General features: G+C 35.8%; 22 protein-coding genes. 6 read left to right on the forward strand and 16 right to left on the reverse strand.

Annotation, left to right across the window (positions count from 1 at the left end; genetic code table 11):
* Positions 1-182 precede the first annotated feature (182 nt).
* From rfbB to rfbA, 4 genes are read right to left on the reverse strand one after another with little or no spacing between them, the layout of a single operon-like run.
* Positions 183-1,202: a dTDP-glucose 4,6-dehydratase gene (gene rfbB, locus BCI01S_RS08580; protein WP_047944452.1), complete on the reverse strand. Its 1,020-nt coding sequence runs from the start codon at positions 1,200-1,202 to the stop codon at positions 183-185.
* Complete coding sequence (gene rfbD / locus BCI01S_RS08585) at positions 1,203-2,057, reverse strand: dTDP-4-dehydrorhamnose reductase (RefSeq protein WP_061798109.1); 855 nt, start codon at positions 2,055-2,057, stop codon at positions 1,203-1,205. It abuts the gene before it with no gap.
* A complete protein-coding gene (gene rfbC, locus BCI01S_RS08590; RefSeq protein WP_061798112.1) occupies positions 2,054-2,620 on the reverse strand; it encodes a dTDP-4-dehydrorhamnose 3,5-epimerase in 567 nt (188 codons plus the stop codon). The genes rfbD and rfbC overlap by 4 nt, the downstream gene beginning before the upstream one ends.
* 20 nt (positions 2,621-2,640) lie before the next feature.
* A complete protein-coding gene (gene rfbA, locus BCI01S_RS08595) occupies positions 2,641-3,519 on the reverse strand; it encodes a glucose-1-phosphate thymidylyltransferase RfbA (protein ID WP_047942549.1) in 879 nt (292 codons plus the stop codon).
* Between the two features lie 488 nt (positions 3,520-4,007).
* Here rfbA and BCI01S_RS08600 point away from each other — a divergent pair, with 488 nt between their 5' ends.
* A complete protein-coding gene (locus tag BCI01S_RS08600; protein WP_061798114.1) occupies positions 4,008-5,543 on the forward strand; it encodes a glycosyltransferase family 2 protein in 1,536 nt (511 codons plus the stop codon).
* Complete coding sequence (locus BCI01S_RS08605) at positions 5,544-5,741, forward strand: hypothetical protein (protein ID WP_047944455.1); 198 nt, start codon at positions 5,544-5,546, stop codon at positions 5,739-5,741. It abuts the gene before it with no gap.
* Positions 5,742-5,892: 151 nt separating this feature from the next.
* Here BCI01S_RS08605 and BCI01S_RS08610 read toward each other — a convergent pair whose 3' ends face one another.
* Positions 5,893-6,837: an LCP family glycopolymer transferase gene (locus BCI01S_RS08610; RefSeq protein ID WP_061798116.1), complete on the reverse strand. Its 945-nt coding sequence runs from the start codon at positions 6,835-6,837 to the stop codon at positions 5,893-5,895.
* A gap of 53 nt (positions 6,838-6,890) precedes the next feature.
* Positions 6,891-7,094, reverse strand: coding sequence for an NlpC/P60 family protein (locus tag BCI01S_RS24695; protein ID WP_095259294.1), 204 nt, complete (start codon positions 7,092-7,094; stop codon positions 6,891-6,893).
* A gap of 462 nt (positions 7,095-7,556) precedes the next feature.
* Between BCI01S_RS24695 and BCI01S_RS08615 the strand changes: the two genes are divergently transcribed.
* Positions 7,557-8,333 carry a CAP domain-containing protein gene (locus BCI01S_RS08615; protein ID WP_235844467.1) on the forward strand — a complete coding sequence of 259 codons (777 nt, stop codon included), beginning with the start codon at positions 7,557-7,559 and terminating at the stop codon, positions 8,331-8,333.
* Between the two features lie 87 nt (positions 8,334-8,420).
* Here BCI01S_RS08615 and BCI01S_RS08620 read toward each other — a convergent pair whose 3' ends face one another.
* The 6 genes from BCI01S_RS08620 to BCI01S_RS08645 form a co-directional block, all read right to left on the reverse strand.
* Positions 8,421-11,456 carry a glucosaminidase domain-containing protein gene (locus BCI01S_RS08620; protein WP_061798118.1) on the reverse strand — a complete coding sequence of 1,012 codons (3,036 nt, stop codon included), beginning with the start codon at positions 11,454-11,456 and terminating at the stop codon, positions 8,421-8,423.
* 663 nt (positions 11,457-12,119) lie between these two features.
* Complete coding sequence (locus tag BCI01S_RS08625) at positions 12,120-12,761, reverse strand: hypothetical protein (RefSeq protein ID WP_061798121.1); 642 nt, start codon at positions 12,759-12,761, stop codon at positions 12,120-12,122.
* A gap of 38 nt (positions 12,762-12,799) precedes the next feature.
* Positions 12,800-13,408: a hypothetical protein gene (locus BCI01S_RS08630; RefSeq protein ID WP_061798122.1), complete on the reverse strand. Its 609-nt coding sequence runs from the start codon at positions 13,406-13,408 to the stop codon at positions 12,800-12,802.
* A 142-nt stretch (positions 13,409-13,550) separates the two neighbouring features.
* On the reverse strand, positions 13,551-14,138 hold the full coding sequence (locus BCI01S_RS08635; protein WP_061798124.1) for a restriction endonuclease: 588 nt from the start codon (positions 14,136-14,138) through the stop codon (positions 13,551-13,553).
* Between the two features lie 83 nt (positions 14,139-14,221).
* A complete protein-coding gene (locus BCI01S_RS08640) occupies positions 14,222-14,683 on the reverse strand; it encodes a GNAT family N-acetyltransferase (protein ID WP_061798126.1) in 462 nt (153 codons plus the stop codon).
* A gap of 60 nt (positions 14,684-14,743) precedes the next feature.
* A complete protein-coding gene (locus BCI01S_RS08645; protein WP_061798128.1) occupies positions 14,744-15,121 on the reverse strand; it encodes a hypothetical protein in 378 nt (125 codons plus the stop codon).
* A gap of 326 nt (positions 15,122-15,447) precedes the next feature.
* Between BCI01S_RS08645 and celB the strand changes: the two genes are divergently transcribed.
* Entirely contained in the window at positions 15,448-16,752 is a 1,305-nt protein-coding gene (gene celB / locus BCI01S_RS08650) for a PTS cellobiose transporter subunit IIC (protein ID WP_061798129.1), read from the forward strand.
* Positions 16,753-16,958: 206 nt separating this feature from the next.
* Here the strand turns inward: celB and BCI01S_RS08655 are convergent, their stop codons facing one another.
* The 4 genes from BCI01S_RS08655 to BCI01S_RS08670 are packed head-to-tail and all read right to left on the reverse strand — an operon-like array spanning position 16,959 to position 20,402.
* On the reverse strand, positions 16,959-17,276 hold the full coding sequence (locus tag BCI01S_RS08655; protein ID WP_047944462.1) for a PTS sugar transporter subunit IIA: 318 nt from the start codon (positions 17,274-17,276) through the stop codon (positions 16,959-16,961).
* Positions 17,277-17,299: 23 nt separating this feature from the next.
* Complete coding sequence (locus BCI01S_RS08660; protein ID WP_047944463.1) at positions 17,300-17,605, reverse strand: PTS sugar transporter subunit IIB; 306 nt, start codon at positions 17,603-17,605, stop codon at positions 17,300-17,302.
* 39 nt (positions 17,606-17,644) lie between these two features.
* A complete protein-coding gene (locus BCI01S_RS08665; protein WP_047944464.1) occupies positions 17,645-18,964 on the reverse strand; it encodes a PTS sugar transporter subunit IIC in 1,320 nt (439 codons plus the stop codon).
* Positions 18,965-18,989: 25 nt separating this feature from the next.
* The gene (locus BCI01S_RS08670) at positions 18,990-20,402 is read right to left on the reverse strand and encodes a glycoside hydrolase family 1 protein (RefSeq protein ID WP_047944465.1); all 1,413 of its coding nucleotides are present in this window, start codon (positions 20,400-20,402) and stop codon (positions 18,990-18,992) included.
* Between the two features lie 164 nt (positions 20,403-20,566).
* Between BCI01S_RS08670 and BCI01S_RS08675 the strand changes: the two genes are divergently transcribed.
* Together BCI01S_RS08675 and hpaB are read left to right on the forward strand one after the other, a co-directional pair.
* Positions 20,567-21,280 carry a GntR family transcriptional regulator gene (locus tag BCI01S_RS08675; protein ID WP_047944466.1) on the forward strand — a complete coding sequence of 238 codons (714 nt, stop codon included), beginning with the start codon at positions 20,567-20,569 and terminating at the stop codon, positions 21,278-21,280.
* A 165-nt stretch (positions 21,281-21,445) separates the two neighbouring features.
* Positions 21,446-22,876 (forward strand): 4-hydroxyphenylacetate 3-monooxygenase, oxygenase component, encoded by a 1,431-nt coding sequence (hpaB, locus tag BCI01S_RS08680; RefSeq protein WP_061798131.1) that lies wholly within the window; start codon positions 21,446-21,448, stop codon positions 22,874-22,876.
* Positions 22,877-22,988 lie beyond the last annotated feature (112 nt).

Consider the following 22,988-nt stretch of genomic DNA (forward strand, 5'->3'; position numbering starts at 1 on the left):
AAAAATTATTTGCTTGAAGGATAGGAGTAAATTATAAAGGAAGGTTAGAGAAAAGCAAGAAAAATTTCAACCCATTACCTATCTAACAAAAATATCTCTTCTCCGTTTTCTCAGTCTCCATGTCTTTTCTAAAAAAGACAAAAAAGCAGAAAAACTGCTTTCTCTGCTTTTTTTATTTCTATTTACAATGTATACTGTTTCTCAAAATAATTCTGATATTCCCCGCTGATGATTTGCTCCCACCATTCCTTGTTGTCTAAATACCATTGGATCGTTTGGGCAATGCCAGACTCAAATGTATAGGTTGGTTTCCAGCCTAATGCTTCTAATTTTGTTGGGTCAATCGCATAGCGTTTATCATGTCCTAGTCGATCCGTTACGAATTCGATTAAGTCTTCTGACTTGCCTAGTGTGCTAATGATTGTTTTTACTACTTCTAAGTTTGTTCGTTCGTTATGACCGCCAACATTGTATACTTCTCCATTTGCACCTTCATGCAGCACTAAATCAATTGCCGCACAATGATCTAATACGTGTAACCAGTCACGAATGTTTTTACCGTCTCCATAAACAGGAATCTTTTGTTCATTCAACACGCGAGATATCGTTAATGGAATTAATTTCTCTGGGAAATGGTATGGTCCATAGTTGTTGGAACAACGCGTAATATTGATTGGCAAGCCAAATGTTTCATGATAGGCACGAACAAGCATATCGGAGGATGCTTTACTTGCACTGTATGGGCTATTTGGCTGTAATGGTGTATCTTCTGTAAAGAAGGTTGTTGGATCAAAATCTAATTCACCATATACTTCATCTGTCGATACATGAACAAATTTTGTTACCCCAATTGCCTTTGACGCATCCAGTAATACTTGTGTACCTAGTACATTAGTAACCACGAAAATTTCAGGGTTGGTAATCGAACGATCGACATGGCTTTCTGCTGCAAAATGAGTAACATAATCAAACTTTTCTTTTTCAAAAAGTGCGAAAATGGCGTCACGATCTGCGATATCTGCCTTTACGAAATGATAGTTATCCTTCGCTTCGATTTCCTTATGCTTCGTTAAATCTCCTGCATAGGTTAATAAATCTAAATTATAGATATCATAATCGGGATATTTGTTTACCATATATTGAACAAAGTTACCGCCGATAAATCCTGCTCCACCTGTTACTAGTACTTTCTTTCTTGCCATTTAATTCACCTCTTCTTGTAATTCAGCGATATATCGCGTTAATGCATCCTGCCATGCAGGAAGACGAGTAAATCCATTCTTCTCTAACTTGTCCTTTGACATCCGGGAATTCTTTGGACGAACAGCTTTAGTCGGGTATTCTTCCGTCGTAATGCTATTTACTTTCACGGCTTTTCCCGCTACTTGAAAAATTTCTTTCGCAAAGTCTGCCCATGTAGTAAATCCTTCATTAGAAGCATGATACACGCCATACTTCTCCGTTTCAGCCATATCTAGTAATAGCTTCGCTAAATCAAATGTATACGTAGGAGAGCCATATTGATCCCCGACTACATTCAATTCCTTTCTTGTTTCCGCCAAACGAAGCATCGTTTTAATAAAGTTATTGCCGTTAATGCCAAATACCCAAGAAATACGAATAATGAAGTACTTATCTAGTAAGCTTTGTACAGCTTTTTCACCTTCATATTTCGTTATTCCGTAGTAGCCAACTGGATTAGCTGCATCTTCTTCTGTGAAAGGCTCTGTACCTGTTCCTTCAAAGACATAATCGGTGCTAATGTAAATAAATTTAGCATCCACGCTTTTAGCCGACGCTGCCAAGTACTTTGTCCCATTTACATTCACATCAAAGCAGACATCCTTGTTATCCTCTGCGTTATCGACTGCCGTATAAGCAGCACAATGTATGACCACATCTGGCTTTACGGTATGTATATAGTTTCGCACCTGCTCTTCTTGCGTAATATCCAGTTCCTTATGACCGACGCCAATCATATCAAATCCACGCTTTTTTCCTTCTAATACCACATCATAACCTAATTGACCGGAATAGCCTGTCACTAAAATCTTCATTTATTCTCACCAAAAGTAAAATTATTATCAGCATCTTTCAATAATGGTGCTTTTTCATCTTTTTCTGAAAGAACCGGCGTAATTTCTAATGGCCATTCAATGCCAATTTCAGGATCATTCCAACTAATTCCTCGATCACAATCAGGGGCGTATAAGTTGTCGACTTTATATTGCACTTCCACATCATCCGTAATCGTCATAAATCCGTGCGCAAACCCTTGTGGGATTAATAATTGCTTTTTATTTTCAGCAGAAAGCTCGATTCCAAACCACTTACCGAACGTCGGGCTACCTTTGCGAATATCTACCGCCACATCAAAAATAGCCCCTTTTGTACAGCGGACTAATTTTGTCTGTGCCTTCGGGTTTAATTGATAATGTAAGCCGCGAAGCGTTCCTTTTGTTGCCGAAAACGATTGATTATCTTGGACAAAACGAATATCGATTCCTGCCTTTTGGAAGATTTCTTCATTATAGGTTTCCATGAACCAGCCGCGATGATCCCCGAATACTTTTGGTTCCACTACTTTTAATCCTTGGATAAATGTTTCAATACTTTGCATCCTATGCACCTCAAATCTACTTAATATTTAATATCGCCTTTTGCCACTTTTAATAAATATTGACCATAGCCTGTTTTAGAGTAAAGATTCCCCTGTTCAATTAGCAAATCATTGGTAATCCAACCATTGATGTAACCAATTTCCTCTGGTGCAGCAATCTTAATTCCTTGATGGTCCTCAATTGTCCGAACAAAATTAGAAGCCTCTAATAAACTTTGATGCGTTCCTGTATCTAACCACGTATAGCCTCTGCCAAGTAACTCTACTTCTAATTCTCCAAGCTGCAAGTACGCTTCATTAATAGACGTAATTTCTAACTCTCCACGATGAGATGGCTGGACTTTTTTTGCAATATCTACTACTCGATTGTCATAAAAATAGAGACCAGTAATCGCATAATTAGACCTAGGCACTTCTGGTTTTTCTTCCACGCTTAACACTTTTCCGTCTTCATTAAACTCCACTACACCAAAGCGTTCCGGATCCTGAACATGGTAGCCAAATACGGTTGCCCCGTGTTCCTTTTGTGCTGCACGTTGGAGGATTTTTCTCATTCCGCTTCCATAATATATATTATCACCTAAAATCATCGCAACCGAATCATCGCCAATGAATTCTTCCCCAATAATAAATGCTTGAGCAAGCCCTTCTGGCTTTGGCTGCACTTTATACTGCAAGGTAATGCCAAATTGAGAACCATCACCAAGCAGTGCTTCAAATCGAGGGGTGTCCTCGGGAGTGGAAATAATTAAAATGTCTTTGATTCCCGCCAACATTAAAGTAGAAAGAGGATAATAAATCATCGGTTTATCGTTAATTGGTAAGAGCTGTTTACTTGTCACTAAAGTAAGCGGATAAAGTCTTGTCCCGCTTCCGCCAGCTAGTATAATTCCTTTCATGTAAGAAATTCTCCTTTTCTTTTAAGCTTACAATTTTATTTTACCCTAAATAAATAACAACTTATATGAATGTAATCAAAAAATAATTTTTAGCTAGTAATTAATAGAAAAAAACGATGGAAATGAATGCTACATATAAAAATTAGCAATAATGATAGAAAAAGTCAAAAATCTTTATTGAATTCCTTCCTACTATGGAAAAAGATTGTATTTTCTACAAATAGAAAACCCTATTGTTGTAATCAAATTTTAAGGATATAACGTCTTCTTTCATCAAACTTATTAGTTTCCTCTATTATAAAGGATATAAATGGTAGTAATTAAAAGGAAATAGTATTATACTATTTTTGAATTAGGTAAATAGAACACTGTATAGTCCTATCATAAACTTAACTATTGTAATAAAGAAGATAATTATTTATCGCAAAAAGTGTGGTATGATAAATCTTATGAATAAAAGGAAACATGTAATTTTGGAGGGTAAGTAATTGAAAGTAACGATAGCTATTCCAATTTATAATGCGGCTCGACATTTAAATGTTACATTAGATTCATTAATGAACCAAACAATGGATGCTGCCGATTTCGAAATTATCTGTGTCAATGATCGTTCTACAGATAATAGTTTAGGTGTAATAAATGAATATCAAAAGAAGATGAGTAATTTAATCCTAATTGATCGTGTGGAAAATTCAGGCGGTCCTATGATTCCTCGAAACGATGCCATTGAAGCAGCTAGAGGAGAGTATATCTTATTTTTAGATAATGATGATTTTTTAGGTGAAGAAACATTAGAAAGATTTTATAATGCAGCAACAGAACATAAGTCAGACGTTATTTTTGGAAAATATGTAGGGGTAAACGGTCGGGTAGTTCCTCAATCTATGTTTAAAAAAGGCAATAGATACAACGCGGATATCATTGAGGATAATCTAGTGTATAGTTTAGCTCCCCATAAAATGTTCAATTTACAATTTGTTAAAGAAAATGGTTTTCAATTCCATCCCAAAGCAGTAGTTGGAGAAGATCAGCTATTTGTAATGCAATGCTTCATAAATGCTAAAGTAATAACCGTGCTATCAGACTATGATTACTATTATGTGGTCGCAAGAGGAAATGAAAATTTAAGCCTGAAATATTTTCCTGCAAATGAATTTTTCTTCTCCTTCAACCGTATTATGGAGTTTCTTGAAAATAGCAGTCTGAATGCTATTTATAAAAGGGAGCTTAAGATAGCCTTTTTAAATCGATTCTTACATGCAAGTAGATTAAAAGGCCATCTACTATCTGGTTTGCTAAACAAAGAACAGAAAAAAGATTGGTTAAATGAGACCAAATTATTTATTGATAATCATGTAGGAGATGACCTTATTGCTTCTATGCATTCTAGATTTCAATATTTACTAAAGGTAGCTAAAGAAAATGATGTGGATAAATTATTAGCCATTCATCGTCATATAAACAAAGTAACCGCAAATGACATTTCGAAAGTGGAAAACGGCTTTATCTATGCAAGGTTAAGAAAAGTTTCTAAAGAAATTTCCTATGATGAAGAACATGTTGTAAATCAATTTAACACTTCTAATGTGTTTATTTCCGAATTAGAATTTGATGATAGAACATTCACAATTAATGGGCAAATGACACAAAGTTTATTAATTAACCAGGATGTGGAATATGAACTACGTTTAGTCCACAGACCAACAGGCTTAGAAGTACATCATAAAAATCAATTCCCAGGTATACAAGATAAATTTACATTTGTGGTAGATTATCAAGAAATACTCTTTGATGAAAAGTTTGTTGGGGTTTGGGACCTATTTGTAGAGGCAACGGTTAATGGCTATGTAAAAAGAAGAAGGTTAGGCTCTTCTCGAGCTGAGTTCCTTAAAAAACATGATATAATTCCTTCTCTACATTCGTTTGGAAAAGTTTATTCTATTCAACCATTTTACACGAAACCTCTTAGCAATATTTCATTGGAAGTTAAACTTGAGGATAAAAGTAAGAAAGGGAATAAATAGATGAAAAAAGTGAAAACATTAAAAAATGTCACAACATATGCTCGTCCTTCTGTTAATGCAATTAAAGTGAACCATTATGAAGAGGCGGGAGTAGAGCTAACAGTTTGGCCAAGCATTAAAGGTTGGTACGAATTACGACCGGTCGATTTTGACGGCATCATGAATACAGAGTTCATTCAAACAAAAGATGTAAAATAAGGCTAAAAAATTATAATAATCATGGGAAAGCAGTGAGATGGATCTTTATTTTCATTTTTCGTTCATTGCGGGAATCTAAACAAGAGAACCATTCCTCTGAAAACAAAAAAGGGTGCTAACTATTCATAGTTAATACCCTTTTTTCGTCCATTTACTTTAAATTCTCTGTCAACATATCATGAACTTTTGCCTTTTCTTCATCAGGAACATTTAAATAGTATGTTTGTCCAGGCGGTGTTCCTTGTCCGGTAACCTCATACTGCTCTACTGATTTACGCACACTTCGGTAATTTTTCTGTATCGTCATCATCTGGTCAAAGGTAATATTTGTTTTTACATTTGCTCCAAGAGCGTCGAGTATATCATTAAAATGGGTAACAGTAGATATTCCTGTAGCCTTGTCAATAATCGCACTAATAACTTTGCGCTGTCTTTCATTTCTGCCAAAATCCCCGTTTGGATCTAGGTGACGCATTCTTACAAATCCTAATGTTTGTGGTCCATTTAAAGTTAATGTACCTTTTTCATAATGATAGCCTTTTTTATAATAACCTTCATCAATCCAATCCAAATCATTTTGAACGGTGATTCCGCCTATAGCATCAACAAGATCACTTAACGCTTCCATATTGACTTGGATATAATAGTCCATCTTTACACCAGTGAAATTTTCCACTGTATCCTTCGCCATTTTAACGCCGCCATAAGCATAAGCAGCATTTATTTTTGTTACTCGCCCATCTCCGATAATTTCTGTTTTGGTATCACGTGGAATACTTACCATTTGCATCTTCTCATTTTTCGGATTTAGCGTCATTACAATAAGGGTATCGGATCTTCCAACATCCCCTTTTCTTTGATCTATCCCCATTAACAAAATAGAAATTGGCTTTTGATGCGAAAGCTTCTCTTCCCTTTCCTTTTTTGCTGAATTTGAATCCTCTGCAAGCGGCTCATACATTTCATTCGCTGCCTGTTCTACAGAATGAAATAAATAATAAATATAAGACCCTGCCCCTATTATAAGTATCCCGATAATCGACCATACAATAATCCATAATTTTTTCTTCCTTTTTTTCCTTACTCTCTTCTCCATTTTTTGCGCTCTCCTTCTTTATTTTTTATGGGTATTTTAAACACTTTTGTATTTTATACGATAAAAATGAGAAAATGATGAAAATTAGGGACGATATGCTCACTTCCCCTTTCTTTTGGGAACAAGAGTATCGTCTTCTCATTTTGAAACCAATAAGTGTTATCCATAAAATAAACAGCAATGCCTTTTATACTAGTAGCAGAAATAAATTGATTTTCTCCCAGATAAATTCCTACATGAGAAATGGTGCCAAAAATAAGTTACCTGACTGTAGGTTAGCTCTTTGAATGACTGTCCTTGATGTTTATATTCCCGCCGACGTATTTACGGGCCATCCGCATTTATATCAAAGTAACTAGGAGACACTATGCTTAAATTTCTTTGGGTTTTATCAATTGAGGAATATACAATTTCGTATTGCCGAAGTAAAGATGAGACCTATTAAAAGTTATCATAACAGGATTGCTGCTTCCTTAAATGCAAAATAAGCGTATACTCCCCATCCACTTCCTTTATTTCCATCTGATAAAAAAGACTCAAGATCCTCCTGCCATTAGTATGGATTCGGAGGGACGGTTCTAATGAGTCACTCCTATACTCCAATTTATGGAAAAAGCAGGAAGAACAGTCTCTCTGTATTTGTTTTTAATTCCCATTTGTATTTTGATGAAAAGATGAAAAAATAAAAAAGTAAATATCTTAATAAAAGGAGCAAAATGATGATGAAGTTTAAAAATATATTATCAATCCTTGCTTGCATGCCTTTTCTTATGCTAGCTGGATGTAACAATAATGACCGTGAAGCTTCAGACATGAATATGGATCGTTATAATGATTCTACAATTTCTAGCTTAACAACAAATGTAAATAGTAATAAATATCCACATACACAACCTATAAAAATTCAAAATGCTAAATACGAATTCCGAACAATTGTCGGAACTTATGATTCAAATAATCCAAATGCAACTAATGGACAACAAGTGCAAAAAGCGACACCACAGCAACAGGCTACAGAGCAGCAACAACAAACAAATCAAGGTACGCAGCCAGGTGCTCAACCAGCTCCGCAAACATCACCTAATAATACAACACCTAATAATACGGCAAAAAAAGAACCGAGTAACTTTGTGTCGGAAGTAATCGACTTAACAAACGCTGAAAGAAAAAAACAAGGACTTCCTGATTTACAAGTGTATCCAGAATTAAATAATGTAGCGGATATGAAAGCAAAAGATATGAATGACAAAGGGTATTTCTCACATACAAGCCCCACTTATGGATCTCCATTTGACATGATGAGAGACTTTGGAATTACGTACGAATCAGCCGGTGAAAATATTGCTCAAGGACAACGCACACCAGAAGAAGTAGTAAACGCTTGGATGAATAGCGAAGGACACCGCGCAAACATTCTAAATAGCAAGTATACGCATATCGGTGTAGGTTTTGATGAAGGCGGTTATGAATGGGTACAAATGTTTGTTAAAAAATAAAAAAGGGGCGGTTTTTAAACCGCTCCCTCTTCTTTTACCTATAAATTAGAATCCAATGGGTAACAGTAGAACTGTCCCTCTGCTCCCTTACTTATATACTGGAATATCTAAATATAGAACGTACGGTCTTAGGTTGTATACTTCAGACATCACCTGTACCTGTTTGGAAGCCCAGCCAATATCTGTCGCGTATTGATGCCCAGCCGCTTTAGATTTTACCATTTTTTCTGGATTCCAACGCATTTTGTATAGCGTATTTTGTACAATTCGATCGGCATTATTTCCGCCTATATAGCCATTTTCAATAAAGGCAGCTCCACCCAAAATAGCTTTATATGGAGTGTCCCAGCCATTTTTGTATGCGGCTTCTGCTCCACACTTTTCTGGACAGTCATCGTATGCACCGATACCATACATATTATAGACTATTTTGTTATTGTACTTTATTCCTTTTGCAAGCGTGGATTTACCGTTGCCAGTTTCTAATAAAGTATGAGCCATTAAATAAACTTCATTTATGCCATACTTCTTCCCTGCATCAATAAACGCTTGTCCTTGTCCTTCTAAAATTCCCTTCCCTTTAAGGTATTGGTTTAGAATACTAACTGGAACTTGACTTGATTTCGTCAAGTCCATGAATTGGAATCTCTGCACTTTATCTTTAGAAAAATTGACTGGATCTAGATAGTACTTTACATCTGATGAAGTAGCATTACGCCAAGCATTGTAGCTTACTTCTACCCACTTGTCTTTTTCTTCTATAACCGTTAATACGGTTCCCTTTTTTACCGTGCCATAGGTATGACTTGTCGTACTTTCTTTTGAGCGAATATTTAGAGTATCAGCATTTACTCTTCCTACTCTCGCTCCCATTTTCACGAGCGAGCTATGAACAAATAGGTCTTTTCCATTATATTCAATCTTATACCATTTTTCGCTGTTAGAGGTTTTATCCCCTTTAACATTGTTATCTAAAACGAGAATGGCCGTACCGGACTTCACTTTCTCCTCCACATTTTTATCATCTTTTAACTCTGGAGAAGTTCTTAGTTTCACATCGTTTTCATTGATTGTCGCTTTGTTCATCAGTTCAAGATACTCTTTGCTCGCAAATGCCTTTTCGTTGCGGTATTTATCTGTCTGCGGTGAAACTTTCATTTGCAATGCTAATGCATCTTGAAAGGAAATATTATAGTTTGTATTTTGTATAGTCAGGTTGGTTTTAAAGGAGTTCTTTTCACTAACAGATTCTCCTTTTCCTTTTTCGACAAGCTTTATCTCAACTGCTTCAACTCGCTTAAATAAATCTTCTGTTCCGGCTTTCATTCCATTCTTTGCCCATCCCAGCCAGCCATAGGATTGAACATGTACACGATAATAAATCTCGTAGTAATTAGCAATTTCACCAGATAGGTTAATTTTTACCGCTTCTAACGGTTTGGAATAGCCTTCGATACCAGATACACCGTTATTAGTTACACTACTCAACCAATTTGTACCTTGCATTTTAGAAGAATATATAACATTTCCACTATAAGGAGAGTTTTCAAGATTAATTTTTATTGCTTCTATCCGTTTAGATTGTCCTTGTGTACCACTTAATGTGCCATTTTTCACTGTCTTTGTCCAACCATCAGATTGAACATAGGTTTCGTAAGCGACAGAAGGCTTTGTTAAAAATGGCTTAGAAGTAGAACCCGGAGCTTTTCCTCCTTTTTCTACCAATACCACATTTATTCCCTCTACTTGCTTACCTAATCCTTCTGTTCCTGCTGATTGACCATTTTTTGCCCAACCTAGCCAGCCATAACCATTTGCATTCACACGATAATACACATCATAATGCTTCGCCATTTCTCCAGATAAGCTTACTTGAATCGCCTCAACACGTTTGCCTTCGCCAGCTTTACCACTTATAGCTCCATTGGCAGAAGCATTCAACCAGCCATGTCCTTGGACATTTGTCTTATAGTTAATTCCACCTGAGTAAGGAGTATTTTTTAAAGCAACCTTTATCGCTTCGATTCTCATATTCTGTCCAGAAGTACCTGATAACGCACCGTTTTTCACCGTTTTTGTCCAGCCATTATTCTGAACATAAGTAGAATAAGCAACGGATAGATCTGTTACATATGGCTTTTCTGTAGGTCCAGGTGGATTTTCTCCCTTTTCTACAAGCTTAATCTGAATGGATTCCACTCGTTTCGAAAGCCCTGCAGTTCCAGCTGGTTGGCCATTTTTTGCCCAACCCAGCCAGCCGTAACTTTGAGCATGGACACGATAATATACATCATAATGCTTTGCCATTTCTCCTGTTAAGTTAATTTGGATAGCTTCTACTCGTTTACTTTTTCCTGTAGTGCCGCTTACTGCTCCATTTGAAACTGAATTCATCCAGCCGTAACTTTGAACATGTGTCTTGTACGTAATTCCACCTGAGTATGGAGTATTATTCAAGGAAATTTTAATCCCTTCCACTCGCTTACTCTTTCCTGTTGTTCCAGCAGTGGCTCCATTTTTGACTGCATTCATCCAGCCATAGCTTTGAACATGTGCAGAATAATTTACGGATAACTTGGCTACAAATGGCTTAGCTGTGGAACCAGGCGCTGCTTGTCCTTTTTTCACTAAGACAATCTCCATCGCTTCCACTCGCTTTGAAAGACCCTCTGTTCCAGCTGACTGGCCATTTTTTGCCCAGTCTAACCAGCCATAGCTTTGGGCATGGACACGATAATATACATCATAGTGCTTCGCCATTTCTCCCGTTAAGTTAATTTGAATAGCTTCTACCCGTTTAGATTTTCCAGTAGTTCCACTGATAGCATTATCTTTCACACTATTCATCCAACCATAGCTTTGAACATGAGTTTTATAGGTAATGTTCCCTGAGTATGGTTTATTTTTCAAATCAATCTTAACCGCTTCCACTCGTTTGCTTTTTCCTGTCGTTCCAGATAGCTTGCCATTAGATACACTATCCATCCAGCCATAGCTTTGAACATGTGACGAATAGCTAATCGTTGGATTTTGCGCTGCTTTGACGTTAGTAACATTTGTGCCATATATCATACCTAGTAAAATAACTACAAAAAAGTAAAAAATTTGTCTTTTTTTATTCATAGATTTTCTGTCATTTCCCCCTATTAAACAAATTCAGGACATAAAATGATAAAACTTTCATTCTTATGTCCTACTAATATTCTCTTTTTCTACAACTATTCTATCATATACGACATTATAATATTAACAATTTTAAAAAATAGGGAATTTGGAGGAGGAAATAAGAAAGGAAATAGAGAGCGTTTTTCCTTTTAATTAAGGAATGCCTGTTGTTGACAGAGAAATTGACTATGATACTAAGCCATTATTGAACTAGTTATATTAGAATCTAGTATATTTATCATTAATAAAGGGAACTACCTGCATGCACTTATGTCTGATAAGATAATGAAAGAAAATGACTCAATCTATATAATTCAAAAATGTTATCCATATTTTATTAGAGGAGCTCCACTGATGTATTCATTAAATGAATTCACCCAACAATATATAAGCAAGAATTAGAAAATAATAATCTAGAGAAAAAAACTATCATGTTTTAAACAAACAGCTAACATACTAGGTGTATAGAGATGAATTATCGACCTTTTGGAATTTAGACTTGTTAGCCTGTCATTAGGCACACACAAACGCAGCATTTGTCGTGTTTTTCTCAAATGGTTACCATCTTCAGTACGTGGTGCGATAGGGAATCAGTAGAATCTGATTCCCCTCTTCCTTTTTCTACTGTAAATTCAAGAACACATTCCCCCCGAGCATCTCTTCATAGCGTAGCTGCGCTTTTTCTCCTTTTTTCACTAACCCAGAGATATATCCTTCTTTTTCGTTTCCTACATACATTTCATAACTAAATTCAGGGTCAGTTGTACCGAGAATGTCACCACTATATATATCCCCATTTTCACTAACCATTTCGAAATTCATTATTCCGTCAATATAGAAGGACAAATCTTTTGTAGCCGATTCAGTAAACTTCACTTTTGTTTTCGCTAAAAGCCATTCATATCCATCTGGAGCAGGCTCATTGAATTCATTCATAGATTTCAATTTTTGATAAGCATCCTCTCCTCGTGTCACTTCCAATACGGTTAAATCAAATTTTATGGGAAAAGACTCCCCTTCGTCATTATATAGTTCATCATCAACCGTTACTGTCTTCTTCAATGGGACTGGATTGCTTCGAGTGCCGAGCTTTGATTTTGCTTCTTCTTTCTTATCTGACTCTTTTGTCTGTGCTTCTTCCTGACCTTCATGATCTTCTTTCATTTTTACATCCTTGGTATCTTGTCCACATCCTCCAAGAATAGCGATAATAAATAAACTAGTAAGACACAGCTTAAAAATATTGGGTAGCTTAATTTTCATGTTCATTCTCCTTACTTTTCTCTATGTAAAAACTCCTTCTATTTATCCGAATCCTCTTCTAAATCATCAGGATAAATGGTTTCATCCAAAACTTTCTTTGTAGCCTCGTCTTTTGTCCAAATCTTGACTTGATAATCATCTGGGTCTACGCCACTATACACTTGATACATCATGCCTGTTATTCCAAGGGTAAAAATAGCAAAACTATCCATACTATCTTCATATTTCTTTTTATCAACCACTAACGTAAATTCAGAAAATGATTTATTATGCGTGATATCCTTAATAGACACATAATCATCACTCTCTTTTATTTCCTTAATGGATTCTTCTAACGAGGTTTCCATTTCCTTCATCATCTCTTTATGTTTTGCCTTAGACATTTTATAAGTAAGGGAACCATCTTCATTTTTAGTAACTTTAATGCCCTCTTTTTCTACATCCGCAATTACGGAATCAATATCTTCCCCTTCAAACAAAGAGGCTGGCAGTGTGATTTCAACATTTAAAAGACCTTTATCCACATTCACCTTTTGTTCATCTGCTTGTTTGTTATTATCCGTATTTTCCTTTTTATTCTTATCTGCTGAACAAGCAACAAGCAATATCATACATACTGCCAGAAAAGCATACGTAAATTTCCTCATAAAAAATCCCCCTCCAAATCATTTTTGACAGAACCATTTCCATTATTATTCCTTTTTCCTATTTTCCAATACATCTAAAAAAGAAGCAGAGAGATGGCTCTTCCGAATACATAACTTCAGATGAGCCGTCCCTCTGCTTCCCTTAAACGAGCAATAATTCCTTCATTTCTTTTTCCTCTTTGCTCAAACTACTTAACCAGCTTTCCACAAACTTAACACCGTCGATTAATTCAACATTTAATCCTTTGGCATATTCATAAGCTGCAGATGTAAAGCTGCCTGTTGTAATAACATATCCACCTTGAGCTCCTCGTTTGATTATATTCGAATGAATCAGGGCAATTGAATCAAATGGTAAATCTCCTTGATAACATTTTACTTGTCCAAGAAACAATCCTTTTTCTGTTTCATGTTCAAAGTCTACTCCAAAATCACCTGTCGGAGGAGTCACCCATGTCGATCCGCCTCTTGTCTTCTCCATAATTTCCGCAGCAAACCTTTCAAATTGGCGAGGATCTTGTTTTAAATAAATAGATGAATAGTTATTGTCTTTTTCCTCTTTACAAAACCTTAAATAAAGCCCCATTGCCAATGTCTTTTTTAACTCGTCACTTGACTCGATATGATTAGCCAGCAGAGTAGTCTGATAATCATTTTCTTTTTTGGTCCATAAGTATTTCATAAAAGCCAAGATTAAAAGAATCGCTACTATAATTTCTATGTAGAACATTTCACAACACCCCTTGCATTATTAAAGGGTAGGCAGGAATGCTGTATTTTATACCGAAATTAGGTATTCAAATCTAATCTTCGTTACTTAGTTTGCGCTATTTTTCCGTTTAATAACATATCAATATGAGGAATATTGTCTTCTAAATATACATCTGATATGGCTTGAAAGCCAAAAGACTGATAAGAGTTCCGCAAATAGTCCTGTGCCTGAATTTTTATCCTCTCTTCTTTTAGCTCTTGCTTGATATAATCAATCCCGCGACTTACAAGCTCTTCTGCAAATCCCTGTCCTCTATATTCTTTCTTTACAAAAATTCTCCCTAAAGAGGCCTCTGGATATGACACCCCTGGAGGTAAAATTCTTAAATACGCAACAATCTCTCCCTGTTTTTCAGCAAAAAGATGAAACGATTCTAAATCCTTTCCATCCACCTCTAAATAAGGACAATTTTGCTCCACTACAAAAACAGCCGTTCTCTCTTTCAAAAGCGTATATAATTCCACGTTTGTTAACTCATTAAATTTCTTTATATGCCATTTCACCTGTATATTTCCCCCTCTTTAGTCCTCAGCTCAGAGGAACGATTGTTCTGAAGACATACCTCAGTAGTACCGTCCCTCTGCTTCCGCCATTTTCCTCCTCAGCTCAGCTGCCACCTCTGTTGGATTTTCAATTTGGAAAATGACATAGCGATACTTCTCATGGTTATCCAATTCGATGATTACGACTGGAATCCTTCCTTCGTAAGATAAAAAATACCATTCATCTTGGTATTTATAAGAGCCTTCATATATATTTAACGGCGAAATAGAAGTTCCAGGCATACGAATCATCCATTTCGGTGGATCAAAATAATCAACAAATACACTCTTAATCATGCTATAGGGCATCTTCACTTTATGCTTGAAAGTGAACAGCATCATTAATCCCCTTATCTTCAGTACAGCAGCGTCCTCTTCAAAAATAATTTCTCTGTTCATTTACTCCCTCCTAAAGAATGTCTCTAAGTATTTACGAATTAGCTAGGATTATGTTTCACCTACTATTGTATTTCCCTAGATAACATTTTCCAAATTAAACGGAAAAAGCATAGCTGTAGTTTATAAACAGCTTGAACTAAACTGAATAGTAAAAAGATAGTTGAAAATGCTTTAGCAAAAGGGAGGTGGTCCAGTAAGAGCGCTTTATTCATTCCTATTTTTTGGTTTAGTATTGCTAGCATACAGATATTTTTTACAAACAGGCTTTCGTTAAAGCTTCATTCATTTTTGTAAGCGTTTAAAAAATATTTAAAGGAGTGTTGTTAATGGATAAATTCACTACCTTTTTAGAAAAAATATTATTGCCAATAGCCCGGAAATTAAATACAAATCGTTATCTTGGTGCACTGCGTGACGGATTTATGAGTGCTTTACCTATGATTATATTTGGATCAATCTTTGTTGTTTTAGCTAATTTGCCCTTTTTAGATAAAATCCTGAATGAGGGTGCTGTTACCTCTTATAAAAATGCGCTAGGTCCAGCTTCTGCATCTACATTAAGTATTATGGGACTATTCGTAATATGTGGGATTGGCTTTAAATTAACGCAATATTATAAAATGGATGGGCTATATGGCGGTTTCGCATCGATTGCGGCATTCATTATCTTAACTCCACAAGTATTGGAAGGCGTTTCTGGTGTTATTCCTTCTGCAGCATTAGGTGCACAAGGTCTGTTTTTAGGAATTTTCACCGCTTTCTTATCGGTTGAATTATATCGTTTCTTTTTACAAAAAAACTGGACCATAAAAATGCCAGATGGTGTGCCTGAGGCCGTACCGAAATCTTTCAGTTCTTTAATTCCTATTACCTTCACCTTAACAATATTTCTCTTAATTCGCATCCTATTTAGCTACACATCCTTTGAAACGGTACAAAATTTTATTTTCACTGTGATTCAAAAACCTTTAACCTCTCTTGGAAGCGGGCTTGCCGCAACCATTATCGCCGTTTTAATCATTCAGTTATTTTGGTTTTTTGGACTGCATGGCCAAATCATTGTGAATTCCATTATGGACCCAATTTGGATGACTCTTTCTTTAGAAAATCTTGAAGCCTTTAACGCTGGTTTAGAGCGGCCCAATATTGTTAATAATCAGTTCATTGATACGTTCATCGTTGGAATGGGCGGAACTGGAATGACAATGGCCGTTATTCTTGGTATCTTTTTCATTACCAAAAGTAAGCAATTACGACAACTTGGGAAGCTGGGGGGAGGACCATCGATATTTAACGTAAATGAACCCATTATTTTTGGTTTGCCAATTGTTATGAACCCTTTAATTATCATTCCATGGCTTTTATCTCCAGTTGTTGTAACAATCGTTACCTATTTCTCCATGGCAACAGGGCTTGTCCCCGTATCGACAGGGGTACACGTCCCATGGACTACGCCCATATTTATCGGTGGGATGCTTGTTACTAATTCAATAGCAGGTGGAATTCTTCAACTCGTTAATTTAGCAATCGTCGTAGTAATCTGGATTCCGTTCCTTGCCATCTTAGATAAACAATACTTTCGTTCTGAAATTACAATTCCTGCATCCAAAGAGAAGAAAATAGCAAACTAGAAACAGATAGACCGTTTAAGGGGAGTGGAACAGTCTTCTTTTTTAATGAGAATGTGTGAACAAGCTTCAAGATGAAGTAGCACCAATAATTTTAAAAAATAATAAATGCAAAGAGGATAGTATGGCCGCTATCCTCCTAAAAGGTCTTGAAATATATAGTTATCCTACTTAGCAGATACTTCAAAATAAACCCTTTATTTCCAACTTCAGTTAACGGTACTTAGTTCTTGCCTCCATTCAATCATTTCTGCAATGAGCAATTTAATTGTTTCTGTACTCATAAATTGATCTTCTGCATGCATTAATAAAATGGAGAATTCTGTTTTATTACCCGCAGCCTCATTTTTGATTAATTCACCATGAACTTTATGGCCTTCAACCAAAAGGTCTGATCCTTCCTTCATCAATGAAGCTGCACTGGAAAAATCACCGTTTTTCGCTTGAGCTAGTGCTTCTATAAACTTTGTCTTCGCCATCCCAACATTCCCAATGATTTGAAAAGCAATTAGTTCTGTTCCTTCCATTCCAATCCCTCGCCTCTTATAAACTATTTTTCTATCATTTCTAATGCGGTCTTAAGAACTGCCGCTCCGTTTACTCTTCCATAATCAACAAAATCAATGACAGTAACAGGAATACTATTACCGACTACTTTCTCTGTATTGCTTTTTAAATATCCTACCTGTGGTCCCAATAAAACAATATCTGCTTTTTCCCAGTTTTCATGTAATTCTGCATCTGAAACCGCCCAAATATTTACCTCTATGCTTTGCTCTTTTGCTGCCTGCTTCATTTTTTCTACTAAAAAACTCGTAGACATTCCTTGATTACATACTAATAAAATATTTTTCATACAAACCACTCCTCCTATAGAATAGACTGTTTTTATTCCTTATTTATTCTGCATCGCACTTACTCTCTCATCTACTTTTAAAAATGGCAGATACATAAATACTGTTATTATGATGATCAATAATTGTAAGACAGATGCTCTCCAGTCACCTCCTGTAGCTAGGAATCCTGAAATAATCGGTGGTGTAGTCCATGGGGTTTGAACAACCACGTGATTTATTAAACCTAAAGCTGTCGCAAAATAGGCAACTGATAAAGAAAAAATTGGAGCAAGAACAAATGGAATAATTAACATTGGGTTAAATACAATTGGCAGCCCAAATATAATTGGCTCACTAATATTAAAGATTGAAGGTGTTAAGGACATTTTTGATATATCTCTATAATCCTTACGTCTGCTAAAGATAAAAATAGCAATCAACAATGCAATCGTATTTCCAGACCCCCCCATAACAGCGAAGGTATCTTTAAAGGCCATATTAATTATATGGGGTATCTCTTGATGATTAGCGTATGCTAACATATTATCTTGCATGTTTTGTAATAAAAAGGGATCCAAAAGCGCTCCGGAAATAACTGCCTGATGGATACCGAATCCAAAAAACAAATTAGCGATTGAAGTAATTAATAAGAACCCTGGTAAACTGGTTGTCACATAGCTTAATGGCTTAGTAATAATGGTGGATATTAAAGTATTAAAATCCATATTAAATACTTGATTTAATAAAAAGGATGCAACTGCAAAGATAATAACATTCACCATAATCGGAATTAACACATTAAAAGATTTAATAACTGCCGGTGGTATATTCCCACTGATATTGATTTGCATTTTTTTATTTGAAGATAATTTTATAAATAAATCGGTTGCAAGCAGCCCTACGATAATCCCAACAAACATTCCTGATGCGCTTGTATAACTCACAGGAATCACATTAGAAATAAGAAAGCTTTCGGTTGATCCTTCTGGTGAAAAAGTCGTTGTTAATGGTGTAACTACTATCATTGTAGAAAGAACAACTAAGATCGGAGCTATTACATTTTTATATCCCCTATTTACACATAGATGATAAGAAATGGCAACAGCTACTAAAAGTGTCATGATATTCAGTGTACCGTTAGCAATTGATACCCCAATAGATTGCCAGGTTGTTAAAGTATCAGGATTAACCAAATTCCCCATAAATCCAGCTGGCTCTAAAATGACATAATTAATCAGAGTCATAAATCCAGCTAGTATCATAAATGGCATAATCGATGCAAAGGCATCGCGTAGACTTCTTAGATGAATCTGCGCTCCTAATTTTTGTGCAACAAAAGCAAACCGATCTGCAATACCTTGCTTTGTTGAGTTATTCATGATCTATCCACCCTTTATATTTTATTTATCCCAATTTACTCGTTTCGTACTCAAATCCATTGTCCATGCTCATTTTTTTATAAAATTCTCCACTTTTCTTGATTGTTCTTTCTTGTGTCTCTAAATTAAGAGAAACTAGTCCATATCGATTTTTATAAGCATTAATCCATGACCAGCAATCAATAAATGTCCATAAATGATATCCTTTGATATGGCAGCCTGCTTGAATGGCTTTATGGACATAGGCGAGATGATCTTTAATAAACTCAATTCGATAATCATCTATAATTTGTCCATGCTCATTAAGAAATCGTTCTTCATTCGCTACTCCCATACCATTTTCAGATATAAAAGCTTCTATATTGCCGTAATTATCTCTAATGTCTATACATAAATCATAGATACCTTTTTCATAAATTTCCCATCCGCGGTACACATTCATTTTTTTCCCTGGCATATTATGAAGTTCAAAAAACCATTCTGGTAAAAAAGGGCTTTTTTTATTAATTTCTGTCAGGCGTGCCTTAACTCTTCTTGGTTCATAATAATTCAACCCTAAAATTTGAGAAGTATTTTCTGCAATTACTTTTAAATCGTTTTCTTCATATGAAGGCATCTGATTATATTCCTGCAATATTTTTACCAATTTCTTTGGAAATGTTCCTTTAACCATGGGGTCTAAAAAGCTTCTTGTATAAAAGGCATCCGCAATTTCAGCTGCTTCTACATCAAACTCATTTTGGCTTCTCGGATAAGTTGGACTTAAGTTTAATATTACTCCTATCTTAGAAGGCAGTTGCTTTTCCTTAAAAGATTGAATAGCCTTCGCATGTGCCAATATAGTATTAAATGCTGCCTGTGCACCACGCTTGAAATCTACTAAATTTGGATAATGAAAATCTTCTAAATAACTTCCTAAAATTGGCCCTAACGGCTCATTAAATGTGAACCAATGATAAACCAAATCACCAAACTCTTCAAAACAAGCAGTTGCAAAGTTCACATATGCATTAACCACTTCACGTGATTCCCATCCTCCCTTTTCTTGAAGTACATACGGCATATCAAAATGATAAAGATTAGCAAAAGGTTTGATACCGTTTTCATTCATTTCAGTCAAAAGGTCTCGATAGAAAGAAATTGCCTTTGGATTTCTTTCTCCTACTCCACCATCTGGAAACATCCTTGCCCATGAGATGGAAATGCGGAAAGAATTATGCCCTGTTTCCTTCATTAATCGAATATCTTCCTTGTATCGATTTATATGATCAGTTGTTACTTCAGGTCCAATCCCCTGATAAAAACGTGATGGTTCCGTTTTAAACCAATGTTCCCAAACTGTTTCAGCTTTTCCTGTATTACCTCTACCTTCTGCTTGCTCAGCTGACCAAGCCGTTCCCCACCAAAAATCACTCGGAAACGTTAACATTTCTTTCATAATAAATGCCTCCTTCATTCCTTTACGAACAAACTATACCACTCTTTTTAATATAAGTAAATACTTTTAATAAAAAGTATATACCTTTATTGATTTATATACTTGTTTTTAACTATATGGTATACTTATTAAATGTAAAACCGTTACAAAATGGAGGATTTAACTTGAGCCAACTACCTAAATATATGGAAATATATACAGATATTAGAGATAAGATAAATAATAACGAATATGAGATAAATGAAAAGTTACCTGACGGGGATACGCTTGCTGATTATTACAAATGCAGTAAACTGACAGTAAAAAAAGCATTAGATATTCTTGTTAAAGAAGGAATGGTTGTTAGACGTAGAGGTTCTGGAACTTATGTGAAAGGGGTTTCTACTAACGGAGAAGCTATTGCATTAGGTCCATCAGAAGGCTTATCTAACATTGTTGGAAAAGAGAACATTTCCTCAAAAATCATTCTTTTTTCGATCGAAAAACCTTCCTTAGAAATTGCCAAAAAACTTGAGATTGATGACGAATACATTTATCGAATTATTCGAACAAGGCATATTAATAATAAACCTTATTCGCTGGAACATACTTACATGCCCTTATCTATTATTACTGGATTAGAGCCAAAACATCTAGAAGGATCTATCTATAATTATATTCGCGAGGAATTAAAGCTGAAAACGCATAGCACCCATGTCTGGATTAGAGGAGACAAAGCAAATAGCGAAGATACTTCTTTACTAAAGATTCCAGACAACTCCTTCATGATGGAAATCGAAAAATTAGCCCAGTTAGAAGATGGAAGAATATTCGAATACTCGATCACACGCCATCTGCACGAGAGTTTTGTTTTTGAAACAGTTTTTGTTCATAACTAAGAAGGAAATAAAGGGGCGAGCAACCCGGAAACCTATTTTTCCAAATCAAATGAAAAGAAAAAATCCCCATCTTTATCCAATTAACTGGAACTGAGGACTATATTCATTAATAAAATAATAAAATAGTTTATATCCATTTTATTAATGAATAAGGGAGAAGAAAAAATGGGAATAGTGAATGGAAAGACATATTTATCACGAATCAGCGGTCTATCTACAGAAATTTGGTTAGATGGGGAAAAAATCCAGGACCTCTCTAACCATCCTGCCTTTAAAGGGATACTACATTCAAAAGCTTCTCTTTATGATTTACAATGTCAGCCTAACTTAAAGGAGGAAATGACTTTCTTATCCCCACTATCCGGGGACTCTATAGGTATGTCATACTTACAGCCGAAGACAAAAGAGGATTTGCGAAGAAGAAGAAAGATGATCGAACGGTGGGCTAAGGAAACAGCAGGAATGATGGGACGGAGCCCAGATTATTTGAATACAGTAATCATGAGTTTTGCCACTTCTGCTTCCCTTTTAGAAGGAAAGGAAAATTGTTACCCTAAGCATATCCAATCCTTATACGAAGCGGCAAGAGAAAAGGATCTTAGCTTCACCCATACTTTTATAACACCTCAAGTTAATCGCTCGAGTATGTATCTAGAATATTCCAACGAGCCAATCTCTGCTCAAATAATCGAGAAAAATAATAAGGGACTAATCATTAAAGGGGCGCGGCTCCTAGCCACACAGGGTGGTCTCACCGATGAACTGTTGGTTTTCGGAGCACCCAGATTCGCGAAAGAGGAAGCATTTGCTTTTGCAATACCTTCAGACACTAAAGGAGTAAGGTTTCTATGCAGAGAATCCTATGTGGGAGGAGAATCTACTATTGATTATCCATTAAGCTCGCGATTTGAAGAAATGGATTCTATTGTTGTATTTGATAACGTCCTTGTTCCATGGGAACGTGTTTTTTTCCACGAAGATCTGGAAACTGCAAATATGTTTTTAAGCCAAAGTTCTTTTAATTCATTTGCTTATCATCAAGTTATTACTAGACAAATTGTCAAAACAGAGTTTATTTTAGGCTTAGCGGAAAATATGATAAACACAATTAATGTAGGCGAATATCAACATATCCAAGAAAAAATGGCCGAAATCATTATTGGATTAGAAACGTTGAAAGCACTAATAGAAAAGGCAGAGAACGATGCTCTCTTAAATGACCAAGGATTTATGATTCCAAATAAAACCATCCTGCTAGTTGCTAGTAATATTTTCCCAAAAATTTATCCTCGTTTTTCCGAAATCCTTCAACTAATTGGCGCCAGCGGTTTAGTATCGCTGCCAACAGAGAAAATGTTTCACTCAGAAGTTGGGAAAGATTTAAATCAATATCTCCAAGCAACGTGCAGATCTGCAGATGAACGCAATAAAATCTTTCGATTAGCTTGGGATTTAACAATGAGTTCCTTCGGCACAAGACAGACACAATATGAGCGATATTTTTTTGGCGATCCTGTCCGCCTTTCTGGATTTTTATATAATAACTACCCCAAAAGTGATTATGTGGAGAGAATTAATGAATTTTTGACAGAATGAGTTATCAACGGCTGCCCAAATGGCAAGGACTACATATGGGTAGCCCTTCTACATAAGGTTAATAACTAATGAGCGCCCCTCCCTTTTCCTCCTAAATTCAGCCGTCGCATTT

Source organism: Niallia circulans NBRC 13626, assembly GCF_001591585.1.
Taxonomy (GTDB): domain Bacteria; phylum Bacillota; class Bacilli; order Bacillales; family Cytobacillaceae; genus Niallia; species Niallia circulans.